At 72.3% G+C, this 16,246-nt stretch carries 11 protein-coding genes and 1 pseudogene; 6 read left to right on the top strand and 6 right to left on the bottom strand.

Annotated elements, in window-relative coordinates; translation table 11 throughout:
• Positions 1–3: 3 nt before the first annotated feature.
• Both ACIHEI_RS18930 and ACIHEI_RS18925 read left to right on the top strand, forming a co-directional pair.
• Positions 4–2,193 carry an RICIN domain-containing protein gene (locus ACIHEI_RS18930; protein WP_396607406.1) on the top strand — a complete coding sequence of 730 codons (2,190 nt, stop codon included), beginning with the start codon at positions 4–6 and terminating at the stop codon, positions 2,191–2,193.
• Positions 2,194–2,322: 129 nt separating this feature from the next.
• Positions 2,323–2,478 (top strand): annotated as a pseudogene (locus ACIHEI_RS18925) (nitrate reductase); the annotation flags it as partial.
• 58 nt (positions 2,479–2,536) lie between these two features.
• Here the strand turns inward: ACIHEI_RS18925 and ACIHEI_RS18920 are convergent.
• Complete coding sequence (locus tag ACIHEI_RS18920; protein ID WP_396607405.1) at positions 2,537–2,842, bottom strand: hypothetical protein; 306 nt, start codon at positions 2,840–2,842, stop codon at positions 2,537–2,539.
• Between the two features lie 519 nt (positions 2,843–3,361).
• Here ACIHEI_RS18920 and ACIHEI_RS18915 point away from each other — a divergent pair.
• Positions 3,362–3,814: a hypothetical protein gene (locus ACIHEI_RS18915; RefSeq protein WP_396607404.1), complete on the top strand. Its 453-nt coding sequence runs from the start codon at positions 3,362–3,364 to the stop codon at positions 3,812–3,814.
• Between the two features lie 161 nt (positions 3,815–3,975).
• Here the strand turns inward: ACIHEI_RS18915 and ACIHEI_RS18910 are convergent, their stop codons facing one another.
• Positions 3,976–6,543, bottom strand: coding sequence for a collagenase (locus tag ACIHEI_RS18910; protein WP_396607403.1), 2,568 nt, complete (start codon positions 6,541–6,543; stop codon positions 3,976–3,978).
• A 578-nt stretch (positions 6,544–7,121) separates the two neighbouring features.
• On the opposite strand from ACIHEI_RS18910, the gene ACIHEI_RS18905 reads away from it, so the two are divergent.
• Positions 7,122–8,522 (top strand): uracil-xanthine permease family protein, encoded by a 1,401-nt coding sequence (locus ACIHEI_RS18905; protein WP_396607402.1) that lies wholly within the window; start codon positions 7,122–7,124, stop codon positions 8,520–8,522.
• Between the two features lie 68 nt (positions 8,523–8,590).
• On the opposite strand, the gene ACIHEI_RS18900 is transcribed toward ACIHEI_RS18905, so the two are convergent.
• Positions 8,591–9,235, bottom strand: coding sequence for a response regulator (locus tag ACIHEI_RS18900; RefSeq protein ID WP_392953648.1), 645 nt, complete (start codon positions 9,233–9,235; stop codon positions 8,591–8,593).
• A gap of 106 nt (positions 9,236–9,341) precedes the next feature.
• Entirely contained in the window at positions 9,342–10,481 is a 1,140-nt protein-coding gene (locus ACIHEI_RS18895) for a sensor histidine kinase (protein ID WP_396607401.1), read from the bottom strand.
• A 123-nt stretch (positions 10,482–10,604) separates the two neighbouring features.
• Here ACIHEI_RS18895 and ACIHEI_RS18890 point away from each other — a divergent pair, with 123 nt between their 5' ends.
• Together ACIHEI_RS18890 and ACIHEI_RS18885 are read left to right on the top strand one after the other, a co-directional pair.
• Positions 10,605–11,288 (top strand): class I SAM-dependent methyltransferase, encoded by a 684-nt coding sequence (locus tag ACIHEI_RS18890; protein ID WP_396607400.1) that lies wholly within the window; start codon positions 10,605–10,607, stop codon positions 11,286–11,288.
• A gap of 127 nt (positions 11,289–11,415) precedes the next feature.
• A complete protein-coding gene (locus ACIHEI_RS18885) occupies positions 11,416–12,126 on the top strand; it encodes a lytic polysaccharide monooxygenase (RefSeq protein ID WP_396607399.1) in 711 nt (236 codons plus the stop codon).
• Between the two features lie 77 nt (positions 12,127–12,203).
• On the opposite strand, the gene ACIHEI_RS18880 is transcribed toward ACIHEI_RS18885, so the two are convergent.
• Positions 12,204–15,017 (bottom strand): ATP-binding protein, encoded by a 2,814-nt coding sequence (locus ACIHEI_RS18880; protein WP_396607398.1) that lies wholly within the window; start codon positions 15,015–15,017, stop codon positions 12,204–12,206.
• A gap of 217 nt (positions 15,018–15,234) precedes the next feature.
• The gene (locus tag ACIHEI_RS18875; RefSeq protein WP_396607397.1) at positions 15,235–16,113 is read right to left on the bottom strand and encodes a helix-turn-helix domain-containing protein; all 879 of its coding nucleotides are present in this window, start codon (positions 16,111–16,113) and stop codon (positions 15,235–15,237) included.
• Positions 16,114–16,246: the final 133 nt, after the last annotated feature.

Below are 16,246 nucleotides of genomic sequence, written 5' to 3'. Positions count from 1 at the left end.
CACTTGAACCCCACTCCGCTGCGCCGACGGGTTCTTCCCCTGAGTGCGACCGCCGGCCTGCTGGCCTCCACCGCGGTCCTGCTGGCCCCCGCCCCCGCCGCCCTCGCCGCCGTCCCCACCACCGCGAGCACCCTCGTCGCGCAGAACTCCGGCAAGTGCGTCGATGCCGCCAACGCCGCCACCACCAATGGCACCGCCGTCCAGCAGTACGCGTGCAACGGCACCGGCGCCCAGCAGTGGCTGGCCCAGGACCTCGGCAACGGCTACGTCCGCATCAACGCCTCCGCCAACACCGCCCAGGCCCTCGACGTCACCGACGTCTCCACCGCCGACGGAGCCAAGATCCAGCTCTGGGCCTACGGAGGCGGCCTCAACCAGCAGTGGCAGGCCGTCCCCGAGGCATCCGGTGCCTACCACTTCGTCAACCGCAACAGCGGCAAGTGCCTTGACATCCCCTCCGCCTCCACCGCCGACGCCGTCCAGCTGCAGCAGTACACCTGCAACGGCACCGCCGCCCAGTCCTTCACCTTCGGCACCACCTCCACCAACCCGCCCGGCACCCCCGACTTCGGCCCCAACGTCGCCGTCTTCGACCCCAGCACCCCCCAGGCCACCATCCAAGCCAAGCTCAACCAGGTCTTCTCCCAGCAGGAGAGCAACCAGTTCGGCACCCAGCGTCAGGCCCTGCTCTTCAAGCCCGGCAGCTACAACGTCAACGCCAACGTCGGCTTCTACACCCAGGTCGCGGGCCTCGGCCTGTCCCCCGACGACGTCACCGTCAACGGCGCGGTGCACGCCGAGGCCGACTGGTTCCAGGGCAACGCCACCCAGAACTTCTGGCGCTCCGCCGAGAACCTCTCGGTCAACCCGACCGGCGGCGCCGACCGCTGGGCGGTCTCGCAGGCCGCCCCGTACCGGCGCATGCATGTGCGCGGCAACCTGCAGCTCGACGACGGCGGCTGGTCCTCCGGCGGTTTCATCTCCGACTCGAAGATCGACGGCCAGATCAACTCCGGCTCCCAGCAGCAGTGGCTCTCCCGCAACTCCCAGTGGGGCAGCTGGGCCGGAGCCAACTGGAACATGGTGTTCGTCGGCGACGTCAACGCCCCCGCCAACACCTTCCCCAACCCGCCCTACACCACCGTCGGCCAGACCCCCGTCGTGCGCGAGAAGCCCTTCCTGTACCTCGACGCCGCCGGCGCCTACAAGGTCTTCGTCCCCGCGCTGCGCAACAACACCACCGGCATCACCTGGGCCGGCGCCCAGCAGGGCACGTCCCTGCCGATCGACCAGTTCTACATCGTCAAACCCGGCGCCGGCGCCGCCGACATGAACACCGCCCTCGCCCAGGGCAAGAACCTGCTGGTCACCCCCGGGGTCTACCACCTCAACCAGGCCCTGAACATCACCCGGCCCGACACCGTCGTCCTCGGCCTGGGCCTGGCCACCCTCATCCCCGACAACGGCATCACCGCCGTCAACGTCGCCGACGTCGACGGCGTCAAGGTCGCGGGCCTGCTCATCGACGCCGGCACCGTCAACTCGCAGACGCTCATGCAGATCGGCGCCGGCACCGCGAGCGCCGTCGACCACAGCGCCAACCCCACCTCCCTGCACGACGTGTTCTTCCGCATCGGCGGCGCGGGCGTCGGCAAGGCCGCCCAGTCGCTGGTCGTCAACTCCAACAACGTCATCGGCGACCACATGTGGCTGTGGCGCGCCGACCACGGCAGCGGCGTCGGCTGGACCAGCAACACCGCCGCCAACGGGCTGATCGTCAACGGCAACAACGTCACCCTGTACGGCCTGTTCGTCGAGCACTACCAGCAGACCCAGGTGATCTGGAACGGCAACAACGGCCGCACCTACTTCTTCCAGAACGAGCTGCCCTACGACCCGCCGAACCAGGCCGCCTGGATGAACGGCGCCACCCGCGGCTTCCCCGCCTACAAGGTCGCCGACTCCGTGACCAACCACGAAGCCTGGGGCCTGGGCTCCTACGCCTACTTCAACGTCAACCCCGCCGTGGTCGAGGAGCACTCCTTCGAGGTGCCCTACCGCTCCACGGTCCGCTTCCACGACATGGTGACCGTCTCACTCGGCGGCACCGGCACCATCGCCCACGTCATCAACTCCACCGGCGGCCCCTCCAACTCGGCCACCAACGTGGCCAACCTGATCGCCTACCCGTAAACCACAGTGCACCGGTCGCCCCTCCCCTCGCCGGGGGGGCCGACCGGTGCACTGCCGCAGACCCGCCGTCGATGCCGACCCCCACTTTTCCAGGGTTTCGCACGGTAGAGCACAGAGACGAGGCAGGACATGAAGGTCGCGCTCGGGTGGAAGCTGCACGGGGACGGCCGCGCCCCGCAGCCCGGGGCGGTGGTGAAGCCGGACGAACGGCTGTCGTGGGGGCACACGATCGGGCTCGGCGCGCAGCACGTCGTGGCCATGTTTGGGGCCACTTTCGTCGCCCCGGCGAAAGCCTGATCAGACCGAAGTCCGATACCCGGGCCAGCTCTCCGGCTGTGCGCGCTCACCGGGCTTGTCGTCCTCCCCTCCCGGGGTCGGCCTGCGACGAGGCGATCCGCTGCTCCGAGGCCTCGGCGATGTCCCGGTTCACGGACCGAACCAGGGTCTCTTCGTCCGGCGCGGGACGGCCGGTGGCGTACAGCTCGTGCCCGTACCCGCACGGGTACGCGGTCCGGTCGAAGTTCAGGGTCGGGTCGGCAGCGAGCTTCCGGCCGACGGTCAGCGGATTGGCGCCGGCAAGGCGTAGCTCGACGGCGTCCGCCCGCCGCTGGGCGATGGCGGCGCGCTGAGCCCGGGTGGGGCGGGGCATGGGCGTTGGTCCTTGGTGGTGCGCCCCCGCGCCACCACCCGTGATCCCCTATCGCGGCCCCGGCCGGAGGCCGACCCGCGCCGGAGCACCCGACCGGCCTGAACGGCGATCCGCCCCGGGCGGGTCCGGCAGGCGGCTCCGGCACCCCGGTGGACTTCCGCAGGAACAGGCTGCCCGCAGGTTCGCCGACACCTCCGGCTGCTGGCCTTCGGAGGCTTCCGCCCGAAGCGGCCCTGTCGGGCTGCGGTCTGGGCCACCCTCACGTTCGTCAGGAGTTCTTCAACGCCGTGGTTCACCCGGCGTTCGACGCGGGTTCGCCCGAGGTGGTGGCCGCATTGGCCCAGCCGGGCGGATTTGCGTCACCCAGGGTGAGCTTTCGGACGGGCTGGCACTTCGAAGGCAGGAATGGCCCGGAGCCTTGGAATCGCATGGCAGAGTTTGGGTCATGGCACACGTGAAATGTCACATGGCTAACAGTGCCTGCCGAACGGTTTCTCGCATCGCCTGAAGGAGAAGACCATGAACCGCATCACCCGCATCGCGGTGGGCGCCGCCGGTGCCGCCGCCCTGCTCACGGCGCCCGTGCCGGCCTTCGCCGCCGCGAGCGGTGCCGACACCGCCACCGCCACGGTCACGACTTGCAAGTACGCTCTCCAGGCCGGGTTGGCGACCTACGCCTGCGCAGACGTCACCGGCAGCAGCGTCGTGATCTACGGGAAGATCAGCCTTGCCGGCCCGCCCGACGGGCCGGTGTCGTGGCAGACCCTGTACACCAACCTGTCGGCCGAGGTGGTCGGCGGCAACTCGCTCGGCTCCGTGAGCGGGAGCACGCCGTTCCACTCCACCACGGTGCAGGTGAACGGCTTCACCGCCACGGCCCCGTGCGGTTCGACAGTGCGCGCGACCTTCTCGGTGCAGGGAAGCGGCCCATACGGCACTCGGCCGGTGGTGGAAGTTCCGGTGACTTGCTGACGCTTCATCAATGTGCTTGCCGAGCCCGGGAATTGTCGGCATCCCGGGCTCGTCCGCCGTGGCGCCCCGCATGGACCTCGTCCGCCGCAGAGGCCCACATGGATGCCCTGGCTCACATCCCCGGGGATGCGTGAGCCGGGGCATCCGGGCTCACGCGCCGGTCAGTACTGGGTGGTGACGGTGACGCCGCTGAAGGCGGTCTTGCCGTAGAGGGTGATGTAGCGGTAGCCGGCCGCGGTGTTGGTGACGGTCACGGTCTGGGTGGTGCCGCTGTTCGTGGAAGAGGCGGCGTAGTCCGTGTTCGAGGCCCAGCGGTCCGGGCTGTAGTAGAGGTAGGCGGTCCCGGTGCCGCCCGTGGTGGAGACGGTCAGCGTGGTGGTGCCGGCCGGCATGTAGATGTACATCTGGTCCGAGCTTCCGGCGTCGGCGGAGCGGCCGGTGCGGAAGCAGTTGTAGTCCAGCTTCCGGGCGTCGGGGTCGGTGCAGGCCGCCGGTGCGGCCGGCGCGGTGACGGTGACGGTCCAGGTCGTGGTGGCCGTCTTGCCGTTGCTGTCGGTGACGGTGAGGGTGACGGTGTAGGTACCGGCTGCGCGGTAGGACTTCGACGGGGAGGCCCCGGTACCGGTGGTGCCGTCGCCGAAGTTCCAGGCCCAGCCGGTGATGCTGCCCTTGCCGGCGGTCTCGGTGGAGCGGTCGGTCAGCTGGACGTTCAGGTCCCGCACCGCGACGTCGAAAGCCGCCTTCGGGGTGCCCGCGGTGAGGCAGGTGTCGGCGGCGCAGGTGTCGACCCACCTGGTGAAGTCGGCGTCGTAGGCGGTGCCGATGCCGTTGTAGTACGCGTAGGCGCGGGCGTAGTCGCCGGTGCGGAAGTAGCCGAGCATGGTCTGGACGACGCCCGGGTAGCGCTCGATCATGTAGCGGGCGGCCAGGTAGCCCCAGTGGTAGGTGCGGACGACGTCGCTGTTCAGGTACGTGCTCTGGAGCAGGGTGCTGAGCGGGTAGGTGTGCTTGGGGGCCTGGGTCACGGCGTTGATGTCGGTGACGCCGCGGTAGGTGTAGGAGACGTACTCGGCGACGCCCTCGATCCACCACAGGTCGGGCACGCTGGTCTGCTGGTAGAAGTCGCCCTTCATGTCGTAGCGGGCGTCCAGGACGTGGGCGTACTCGTGGTTGAGGTTCCAGATCCGGGCGGTGAAGCCGTTCTCGTTCGGATGCCGGTACATGAGGGAGACCGGCTGGTTGGCCGGGTCGCTCGGGGTCCCGGTCAGGGTGACCCCGCCGTTGTTGGTGTTCGCCTCGTACATCGCGCCGGCGTAGGTCTGGTAATCGGCCTGGCTCGCGAAGACCACGAGCTGCACGGACGACTCGTACTGGCCGGGGATGGGGCCGTTGTCGCGGACGAGGTTGTGGAAGTACGCGTCCTCGCCCTTGAGATCGGCGCAGACGGCGGCGAGTTCGGCCGCGGTGAGGTCCTGGGCGAGGACGGTGAGGGTGGCGTTGCAGGTCTGCCTGATCGGGAGCACGGCCTTGGTCAGCCGCTGCTTCAGGTCGCAGACACCGTAGTAGGAGCACTGGTCCTTGTCGAAGAAGGCGGCCGCGTTGGCGGTGCCAACCCACAGCGGGGCGGTGGGGCCGGTCATCGACGAGCTGTCGAGCAGGGCCTTGGCCAGCGGGCGGATCCTGGCCTGGAACACCGGGTACTTGACGAACCGGGTCAGCTCGATGCCGGCGTTGGAGACCAGGAAGCCGGGGTAGGTTCCGAGCAGGTCGCGGTGGGTGCGGGTGAACGCGTCGAGGGTGTCGATGATGCCCGGGTCCGCGGTCACCGCGTCGACGAAGGACTTGTTCTCGTGCCCCCGGTCCAGCGCGGCAAGGGCGCTGTTGACGTACGTGAGCAGGTTCTTCGAGCTGTCGTACGCGCTGGTGTAGCCGTTCAGCACCTGCCGGTAGGTGTTCAGGTAGCGGCCCTGCTGCCCGGCGCTGTCGGTGAGGATGATGACGTCGTTGGCGACCTGGCCGTTCGCGTCGGTGACGTCCGCGGCGTGCGGGCCGGCCAGGAAGGCGTCGATGCCGCGCGTCACGGCGGCGGTCAGCGTCGCGTCGTACGGGCCGACGTGCGCGAGGTCCCTGTCCTGCACGTAGTAGCCCGCGCGCAGGTACAGGACGACCTGCCAGGTGGCGGCGGAGTTGTCACCGGGGTAGGAGGCGGCGGCGCTCTGGAAGGCGTCGGCCATCGTCGCCATCTGGCTCTGGCGGAACAGCGCCGAGGCGTACGGGCTGCCGCCGAGCAGGAACAGCGAGCCGATGCACTGGGGGGTCGAGGCCTTGACGTAGGACACCAGAGCGGCCCCGGTCCTGCCGGCGAAGTCGGCCGGGGTGCACGACTGGGCGGTGACCGGCCCCGCCGCGAGCGCGCGCGGTGCGGCCTTGGCCAGGCCCTTGTCCGGGCCGGTCTCCACCGGCGCCGTGACGGACAGCGGGTTGACCAGCGGCAGCTGCGCGGCCGTGAGCCGGCCGGACTGCGGCGCGCCCGGGCTCTCAGGATCGGCGAACGGACTGCCGGGAACCTCCGACGAGCTGCCGGAAGGCTGCTGCGGGCCGGCAGCGACCGGTGCGGGGGTGACCGGCATGGGGACGGCCTGGCTCGGTCCGACGGATATGCCGAGCAGGACGGTGCCTGCCGCGGTAGCCGCGGCCAGCAGCCTGGACATGCGTGAGAGCTGACGCATCGTCTATTCCTTTGTGGGGGAAGCGCGAACGGAGCGCCCCGGACGTCGGGACGTGGGAGGCATCCGAAGCGCGTGACGCACCGTCTCACAAGACCGGCGGAGCGATCAATAGGGTGTGACATGTCACCTGTCTCGGTTCACCTCTACCGAGAACGGCGGCCCCGGCACACCAGGGGATCCGAACCGCCCGGCCCGAAGCCGAGAGTTGGTCGACCTGACCGTCCCGGAAATCCGCCGCTTGATTGGCGCGCTCCCGCCGACGAGTAGGACGTCGGCCCTGCCGGGCTTCGATTCGGAGCGCCGACCGATGTGGCCTCATCACGTAGATAGCTGTGCCGGCCGGCAGCGTGTACCGCGCGGTTCGGTCGACACGGTCGTATTCGCCGTCGATGCCGACCCCGACTCTTCACTGCCGCCTTCGGTGACGGTGGGTAACCGGGGACGGTGGGTTCTGCGATACCGCCGGTCGGGTGATCCCCCGAGGTCAGGGCGGTGGACGCGATACGAGATCATGTCGCGACCGGTTGCATGGTCGCCCACCAGGGTTTCGCACGGTACAGCAGAGACGAGGCAAGGACATGAAGGTCGCGTTCGGGTGGAAGCTGCACGGGGACGGCCGCGCCCCGCAGCCCGGGGCGGTGGTGAAGCCGGACGAGCGGCTGTCGTGGGGGCGCACGATCGGGCTCGGCGCGCAGCACGTGGTGGCGATGTTCGGTGCCACCTTCGTCGCCCCGGTGCTGATGGGGCTGGACCCGAACCTCGCGGTGATGGTCTCCGGTGTCGCGACGATCTTCTTCCTGCTGGTGACGAGCGGCCGGATCCCGTCGTACCTGGGTTCGAGCCTGTCGTTCGTGGGTGTGGCGGCCGTGATCAAGGCGCAGGGCGGGGACGCGGCGACGCTGACCGGTTCGCTGCTGGTGGTCGGTGCGGTGCTGGCGGCGTGCGGTGCGGTGGTGCAGGGCTTCGGTGCGAAGGTGATCCACGCGGTGCTGCCGCCGATCGTCACCGGCGCGGTGGTCATGCTGATCGGTTTCAACCTGGCGCCGGTCGCGGCGGGCGTGTACTGGCCGCAGGACCAGTGGGTGGCGCTGCTGACGATGTTCTTCACGGGGCTGGCGCTGGTGGTGCTGCGCGGGTTCTGGTCGCGGATCGCGATCTTCCTGGGCCTGGTGTTCGGCTACGTGGTGTCCTGGCTGTTCGACCGGATCTTCGGCCAGATCCACTCCTCGGTGGGTGGCGGCCCGGCCGTCGACCACTGGCGCCTCGACTTCTCGGGCGTCGGCAAGGCGGACTGGATCGGCCTGCCCTCGCTGCACGCCCCGAGCTTCTCGCTGTCCGCGATCCTGGTGGCGCTGCCCGTGGTGGTCGCGCTGATCGCCGAGAACGCCGGCCACGTGAAGGCGGTCTCCGAGATGACCGGTGAGCCGCTGGACGACAAGATGGGCACCGCGATCATGGCCGACGGCGCGGCCACCATGATGTCCACCGCGGTCGGCGGCCCGGCGACCACCACGTACGCGGAGAACATCGGCGTGATGGCGGCGACCCGGGTGTACTCGACGGCGGCGTACTGGTGCGCGGCCGGTTTCGCGATCCTGTTCGGCCTGTGCCCGAAGTTCGGCGCGGTGATCGCGGCCATCCCGGGCGGTGTGCTCGGCGGCATCACGGTGGTGCTGTACGGCATGATCGGCCTGCTCGGCGCGCAGATCTGGATCCACAACAAGGTGGACCTGACCAACCCGCTGAACCTGGTCCCGATCGCGGCGGGCGTGATCGTCGGCATCGGCAACGTCAACCTGAAGATCACCGACAACTTCGAGCTCGGCGGCATCGCCCTGGGCACCCTGATCGTCCTGACCGGCTACCACGCCCTTCGGGCGATGGCCCCGGCGCACCTCAAGCACCCGAGCCCGGCCAACGGCCCACTGCTGGACGAGGGCACCAGCACCTACGACGACAGCAACCGCTCGGACAGCTGAGCTTCCGACTGCCTGTGCCGCCAACCCCGTCGAACGCACCCCTGCGGTCGGCGGGGTTCGCCGTTCCGTCAGCCGGCCGCGTCCCGGGCCAGCAGCGCCGCCTGGACGCGGTTGGTGACGGTGAGCGCGGTGAGGATCCGGCTGACGTGCGCCTTGACGGTGCTCTCCCGCATCGCGAGGCGCTCGGCGATGTCGGCGTTGGCGAGGCCCTCGGCGAGCAGCGCCAGCACGTCGCGTTCGCGCGGGGTGAGCCGCTCCAGGCGGGCCCGGGCGGCGGTCGCGGCGGTGCGGCCGCTCGCGTGGTAGCGGTCGATGACGCGGCGCGCGGCGGCGGGGTGCAGCATCGCGGAGCCGGCCGCGACCAGGTGGACGGCGCGCAGGATCTCGGCGGGGTCGGTGTCCTTCAGCAGGAACCCGTCGGCGCCGGCGGCCAGCGCGTCGTAGACGTACCGGTCGAGGTCGAAGGTGGTCAGCACGATCACCTTCGGCGGCGACGGCAGGGCGCGCAGCCGGGCGGTGGCGGTGATGCCGTCCATCCGGGGCATCCGGATGTCGACCAGGGCGACGTCGATGCGGAAAGCGCTTGCCCGTTCGATCGCCTGGAGGCCGTCGGCGGCCTGCGCGGCCACCTCGATGCCGGGGTCGCCGTCGAGCAGGTCGGTGAGGCCGAGGCGGACCAGTGCGTCGTCGTCGACGACCAGGGTGCGAATCATCGAAGCCGCCCTTCGCGAATCATCGAAGCCGCCCTTCGAGCGGTGGAACGGAAAGCATGTGCCGACGCGAGCACCCCCACACCCGGGCGGGCGGCCGGAGTGCGGCTCATGCGGAGCCGTCCTTCGCCGCGGGGTGCGGGAGGCGGGCGGACAGCCGCCAGGAGCCGGTGCCGGCCGGGCCGGCGTCGAGCCGGCCGCCGAGCGCGGTGACGCGTTCGCGCAGGCCGATCAGGCCGTAGCCGGAGTCGACGGCGGTGGACGCGGCGATGCCCGCGCCGTTGGTGACCTCGACCAGGGTGGCGGGCGGCCGGTAGTCGACCCGGACCTCGACCTGCGCCCCGTCGGCGTGCTTGCGGGCGTTGGTGAGCGCCTCCTGGACGATCCGGTAGGCGGCCAGCCGGTGCGTGGTCGGCGCGTCCGGGCCCCGGCCGGTGACGGTCAGCGCGACCTGCTGCCCGGCGGCGCGGGCGTCCTCGACCAGCGCGGCGACCTCGCGGACGGCGGGCGCGTCGGCCGCCACCGCTTGCGGGTCGTGGAGCGCGCCGAGCACCTCGCGCAGGTCGGTGAGCGCCTCGACGGAGGTGGTGCGGAGGATGGCCAGCCGGTCGGCGACCGGACCGGGCAGCTGGGCCCCGCGGGTGGCGAGGACGCCGGTGTGCAGAGCGATCAGGCTGAGCCGGTGGGCGAGGACGTCGTGCATCTCGGCGGCGATCCGGGACCGTTCGGCGGCACGTGCCGCGTCCTCCCGCAGCCGGGTCTCCACCCGCAACTGTTCGACCTGCCCGCCCAGGGTCTGCACCAGGCGGCGCCGGTTGCCCTGCCACAGGCCGAGCACCAGGCCGAACAGCAGCACCGTCAGCGTGGACATCCACCGCTGCCCGACCCACACCGAGGCGGCCCGCGGGCCCGCCAGGTTGCCGGCCAGCGCGAGCGCGGCGCAGAGCAGCGCGAGCCTGGTCCGCCGGGCCACCGCCAGGTCGAACATCACCGCGGCGAGCAGCAGATCGACCAGCCAGCCCCACCATGCGGTGAGCACCACGGTCGCCACCGGCGCTACTTTCAACCGTAGTTGAGGAATCGTCAGACACGCGGCGCAGCACGCCGCGGCCAGGGTGAGCTTCAACCGCTCGCTCTCGTAGCCGAGTTTGGCGCTGTTCTGGTTGATCGCCACCACCAGGAAGGTCAGCACCGCCGCCCGTCCGGCGATCGCCCACAGTGGGCTCTTCCACCACGTCACGGCGTCCATGCTAGGCAGTCTTCCCGGCCGGTGGGATCGCCGAACGGCCGTACCCACCACCGACTTTCGTCGGTACCGACGGCCGCCCGACGGCGGATCGCCGAAGCGTTTCGCGTTCCTAGCGTCGAAGGCATGACCGATCAGAGCACTCCGCCGCCGCGGCCCCGGGCCGACGGTCTGGCGTTCCTCCGCGAAGCCGTCCGCGACCTGCGCACCACCGGCGCGGTCGCCCCCAGCAGCCGGGCCCTCGCCCGGGCGCTGACCGCCCCGGTGCGGGTCCGCGCCCCGCACCCGATCGACGTCCTGGAGGCCGGCGCGGGCACCGGCGCCGTCACCCGCGTCCTGCTGCCCCAACTCCCGCGCGGCAGCCGCCTGGACGTGGTCGAGGCCAATCCGCGCTTCGCCGCCCGGCTGCACGAGCTGGTGGCCGGGCACAGCGCGAACCAAGTGACGGTGCACCAGGCGTACGTGGAGGAGCTGGCCACCGACCGGCGCTACGACGTGATCGTCTCCGGCCTGCCGCTGACCAACTTCACGCCCGCGCAGGTCGATCGCATCATGGCCCGCTATCTCGAACTTCTGCACCCCGGTGGGACGTTGACCTGGTTCGCCTACCTCGGCACCCGTCGCGCCCGGGCACTGTTCGCCACCCGCGCCGAGCTCCACCGGCACGCCGTGGTGGAGCGCACCGTGGCCGCCCACCTGCGGGCCGGCGCGACCGGCAGCCGCACCGTGCTGGCGAACCTGCCCCCGGCCCGGGTCTGGCAGCTGCACCTGCCCGGGTTGCCCGAACACCCGTCCGGCGCGACCTCTTGACCGCGCCCGCCACGCCGCTATCGTCTCCCTCGGCGCATCCGGTCTAGACCTATGACCGCTCCCCCGCCCCGCCTCGATCGGTCGCCGGGAGGCGCGCCCTGACCCCACATCAGGAAGGCACGGAGAGATGAAGGCAAACAGAAAGGTGACCGCCGCGATCGGCGCGCTGGTCGCCCCGCTGCTCGGGCTGACCATGTCGGCCGGCACCGCCAGCGCCCACGGCTGGGTCACCGACCCGGCCAGCCGCCAGGCGCAGTGCGCCAACGAGGTCGTGGTCTGCGGGCAGATCAAGTACGAACCGCAGAGCGTCGAGGGCCCGAAGGGCCTGTTCAGCTGTTCCGGCGGCCACTCCGAGTACGCGGAGCTGGACGACGACTCCAAGGGCTGGCAGGTCGCCAACGTGTCCTCCACCCAGACCTTCAGCTGGCACCTGACGGCCCGTCACGCCACTGCGAACTGGCAGTACTTCATCGGAAGCCAGTTGATCGCCCAGTTCTCCGGCAACAACGCCCAGCCCCCGGCGGACGTCAGCCACCAGGTGAACTTCGGCAGCTACACCGGCCGGCAGAAGGTCCTCGCGGTGTGGAACGTCTCCGACACCGCGAACGCGTTCTACTCCTGCATCGACGTCAACATCGGCGGCACCGGCGGCGGCAACCCCGGTGGCGGCAACGGCAGTTGCACGGCCGCGGCGTGGGACCCGGCCCGGGTCTACAACGGCGGCGACAGCGCCTCCTACGGCAACCACAACTGGCGCGCCAAGTGGTGGACCCAGGGCGAACAGCCCGGCAGCACCGGCCAGTGGGGCGTCTGGGAGGACCTCGGGGCCTGCAAGTAGCAGCCGCCCCTGAATCGGAACGGCCGCCCGGCGACCCCCTGTGGGGGAGGGTCTCCGGGCGGCCGAACGAATGACGGTCAGTCGATCTCGCCCAGCGCGTCCCGCAGTTGGGCCCGCGCCCGGATGCCGAGCTTGGCGAACACCTTCCGCAGGTGGTAGCCGACGGTGCGCGGCGACAGGTACAGCCGGGCGGCGATGTCCCGGTTGGTCAGCCCCCGGGCGGCGAGTTCGGCGATCCGCTGTTCCTGCGGGGTGAGCGGATCCTGCGACGCGCCGGCGTCGGCGGTCGACACGTCCGCGCCGGCCGCCCGCAGTTCGGCGGCGGCCCGGTCGCGCCACGGCCCGGCGTCCAGGCGCCGGAAGGTCTCGAGCGCCGCGCCGAGCAGCGGTCGGGCCTCCGCGGACCGGCGTCGGCGCCGCAGCCACTCCGCGTGGTCCAGCTGGGCCAGCGCCCGCTCGAACGGCCAGTTGTCCCCGGCCGGATCCGCCAGCGCCGCCCGGAAGTGCCGTTCCGCGTCCTCGCCCTCGGCCAGCAGCGCCGCCGCCCGCTCGGCGATCGCGTGCAGTCGCGGCGAGCGGTCCTCGCCGAGGTCGGGCTGGACGGACTCCAGCACCGCCCGGGCGTCCGCGACCTCGTCGGCGTGCACGGCGGCCGCCGCCAGATCGCCCAGGTAGTACAGCGAGGCGTGGTAGTGCACCGGCCGGGGCCGGATGTCCCTGGTGAACACGGCCCGGATCTGCCGGTACGCCTCGGTGTGGTCACCGGCGGCGGTGGCGGCGATCGACAGCGCCACCCGATGGCGCACCTGGAGGGCCAGCGAGCGGCGCAGGTCGAGGCCGCGCACCGCCGCCTCGGCCCGTTCCCGGGCCGCCGGGTCGCCCTGCCGGGCGTCCAGCGTGGCCTGCAGGATCCGGGTGCCGGTGGCGGACAGGTCGGCGCCCGCCTCGGCGGCCATCCACAGGGTGTCCTCGGTGCTGTTGCGCGCGGCCGTCCAGGCCCCCGACTCGTACTGGGCGAGCGCGAGTGCCTGCGAGACGGTGGCGTTCGTGCCGGCCGTACCCGCCCGGCGGAGCTGGTCCAGGGCGCGGCCGAGCAGCTCCATGGCGGGCTCCGTCTCGTCCAGGCACCAGGCGGTGCCGCCGAGGACGACGAGGTGACCCAGGTCGTCCTCCCGCATCGTTGCGCGGGCCGCCACGAACAGCTCCAGCGCGCGGGCCCGGTCGGCGGTCGCGGCGGCGAGCCAGGCGCGGCCGACCGCGTCCGGCACGTCCGTCAACGGCTCGGCCAGCCGCCGCAGTTCGGACCGGTAGAAGGGGTCTCCGGAGGCGTACGCGGAGGTCGCGGCCACGCTGAGCGCGTTGAACGCGAGCCCGGGCGAAGCCGCCGAGTGCTGCTCGGCGACCGCCAACAGGGCCTCCAGGGCCGCATCATGACGGAGCGTCACACCGAGCGCCCAGCCGGAGTGCACGCCCGCCTGGGCGCGGAGCTCCGGCCGGTCGGTGGTCGCGGGCACCCGGGCGGTCAACTCGCCCACCCACTGCGGATGCCCGCCGAACATCGCGGACTGGGCGGCCGCCAGCAGCCGCCGGCAGCGCAGCTCCGGGTCCGGTGTCAGGTCGGCGGCGCGTTCCAGGGCCGCCGCCGCGGCGGCGTGCCCGCCCCGGCTGCGGGCGCGTTCGGCGCTGGCGGCGAGCGCGTCGGCGACCTCGGCGTCCGGGCCGGTCGCGGCGGCGGCCAGGTGCCAGGCCTGCCGGTCGGGTTCGTGGCCGAGCGCGCCCGCCAGCGCCAGGTGGGCGGATCGGCGTTCGGTGAAGGACGCCGCCCCGTAAATCGCGGACCGGACCAGCGGGTGCCGCAGCCGCAGCAGACCGTCCTGGACGCGGACCAGCCCGGCGCGTTCGGCGGGCTCCAGCGCCGCCAGGCAGTCCAGGCCGCCGGCCGCGCCGACCACGTCGGACAGCTCGCCGGTGTCGGTGGCCGCGGTGAGCAGCAGGGCCCGGCGGGTGTCCGGCGGCAGGTCCGGGAGGTCCGCGGCGAACAGGTTCTCCAGCCGCTTGGTCAGCGGCAGCGTCCGGCTGCCGCCGGACTCGGCGCGGCCGTGGGCGAGGGCACGGCTGAGCTCCACCAGGGCCAGCGGGTTCCCGGCCGCCTCCTGAAGGATCCGGGACCGGGCCCGGCCGGATGGCGGAACGGGCTGGGCGTCCAGCAGCAGCCCGGCCGAGGCCCGGTCCAGCGGCCCGGCGGCCAGCTGCGGGAAGTCCCGGTCGAACCGCAGCGGAACGGTGTCCTCGCGGGCGGCGGCCAGCAGCGCGGCGGCCTCGCCGTCCAGCCGGCGGGCGACGAAGGCCAGCAGGTCCAGCGAACCGAGGTCCAGCCACTGGAGGTCGTCGACCACCAGCAGCAGCGGCTGCCGGACGGCGGCGTCACCGACCAGCGTCGCGACACCGACCCGCAGGTGCAGCGGATCGACGGGCTCCCCGGCCCGGGCCCCGATGCCGAACGCGCCGCGCACGGCCCGGCGCTGGATCTCCGGAAGCCGCCCGGCACCGGCCAGCAGCGGCCGCAGCAGCTGGTGCAGCGCGGCCAGGCCGATCCCGTGCTCGCTCTCGCTGCCGCGGGCCCGCAGCACCAGCGCACCCCGCGCGGCCGCCTGCTCGGCGGCCTGGTCGAGCAGCGACGTCTTCCCGGCGCCGGGTTCACCGGTCAGCACCAGCACGGACGGCCCCCGGCCCGCGCCGACCGCCGTCTCGACCAACTCGCCGATCCTGGCCCGCTCACCTTCGCGGCCGAGCAGTGGCTGCTCCGCCGGCAGCTGGGGTCGAACGGCCGCCGAGACCCCGGACGGCCTGCGCGGGCCCCTCAGGTCGGCGCCGGCAGGGGCGGTCGTCACGTCGCTGGCCTCGTCGTTCTTCGGATCCGTCTGGTCCCGGCCATCCTGCCACGCGGCGCCCCGGCCACCCGCCGGCAGCTGTGCGCGGACGGCGCCGGACGCCCCGCAGTGCGCTGTGAGGCCAGTTCCGTGCACGGAGAGTGCGTGGAGAGGTCAGTTCCGCGCGCGGAGAGGTCGGTTCCGCGCGCGGAGAGGTCGGTTCCGCGCGCGGAGAGGATCAGGCGGGGCGGGTGTCGGCGCGGCCCTGCCACTGGCTGGGGGTCAGGCCGTAGACCTCGCGGAACACCCTGCTGAAGTGCGAGGCGCTGATGAATCCCCAGCGACCCGCGACGACCGCCACCGGCACCCGGCGGTTCGCCGGCCGGTCCAGGTCGCGGCGGCAGGCTTCCAGGCGGCGGTGGCGGATCCACTGGCCGACCGTCGTGCCGTCCTGCTGGAACAGCCGGTGGAGGTAGCGGACCGAGATGCAGAGGGCGCCCGCGACGGACTCCGGCGACAGCTCGGGGTCGCCCAGGTTCTGCTCGATGTGGGCCCGGATCCGGGCGAGCAGTTCGGCGGAGCCGCCCGCCCGGCCCGGGTCGTCCTGGTCCAGCAGGTCCGTGATCAGGAGTGCGAGCAGGTCGGCGGAGCTGCGGGCCAGCCGGATCCGGGCCAGCGGGGCGAGGCGGTCGGAGTGTTCGCCCAGCGCGGCGAGGAACTGCGAGGCCATCGCCCCGATCCCGGTGGAGCCCGGGGCGAGCAGGGTGCCGGCGGCCCGCACCTCGGCCGCGGAGATCCCCAGCACCCTGCACGGCACCCGGTACATCCGGCTCGCGCAGTCGGCCCCCCGCAGCAGGTTCGCCGGGTACCGACCGCCACTGATCACCAGATCGCCCGGTACGACGGGCAGTTCGGCGTGCGGGCGGCGCAGGACCGCCCGCCCGGCCAGGTGCAGCGTGACGTAGACGCACTGCTCGGCGGCGGCGCCCGCCGATGCGGGCAGCAGGTCGAGGATGCCGCCGCCGGAGCCCGCCTCCGGGGCAGGCCGCGGCGCCGGGACGAATGCCGAGAGAGCGCTGGGGGCGGACAGGAGTGCGTTGGTGCCCGAGTGGTGCATGGAAGGGTCCCATCGTGTCGTTCCAGAGGTCGGTACAGGCCCCGACCGGCTCTCCCGCCACGCGAAGGTTCGAATACGTCCGATCGGTGCGGGACCGGTGCTCCGAAGGTTCACACCTGGCAACGGTCCGAGC

Origin of the sequence: Kitasatospora sp. NPDC051984, assembly GCF_044593455.1 — a bacterium.
GTDB lineage: Bacteria > Actinomycetota > Actinomycetes > Streptomycetales > Streptomycetaceae > Kitasatospora.
Note: the sequence above shows the minus strand (reverse complement) of the source record. Positions and strands in the feature narration are given on the sequence as shown.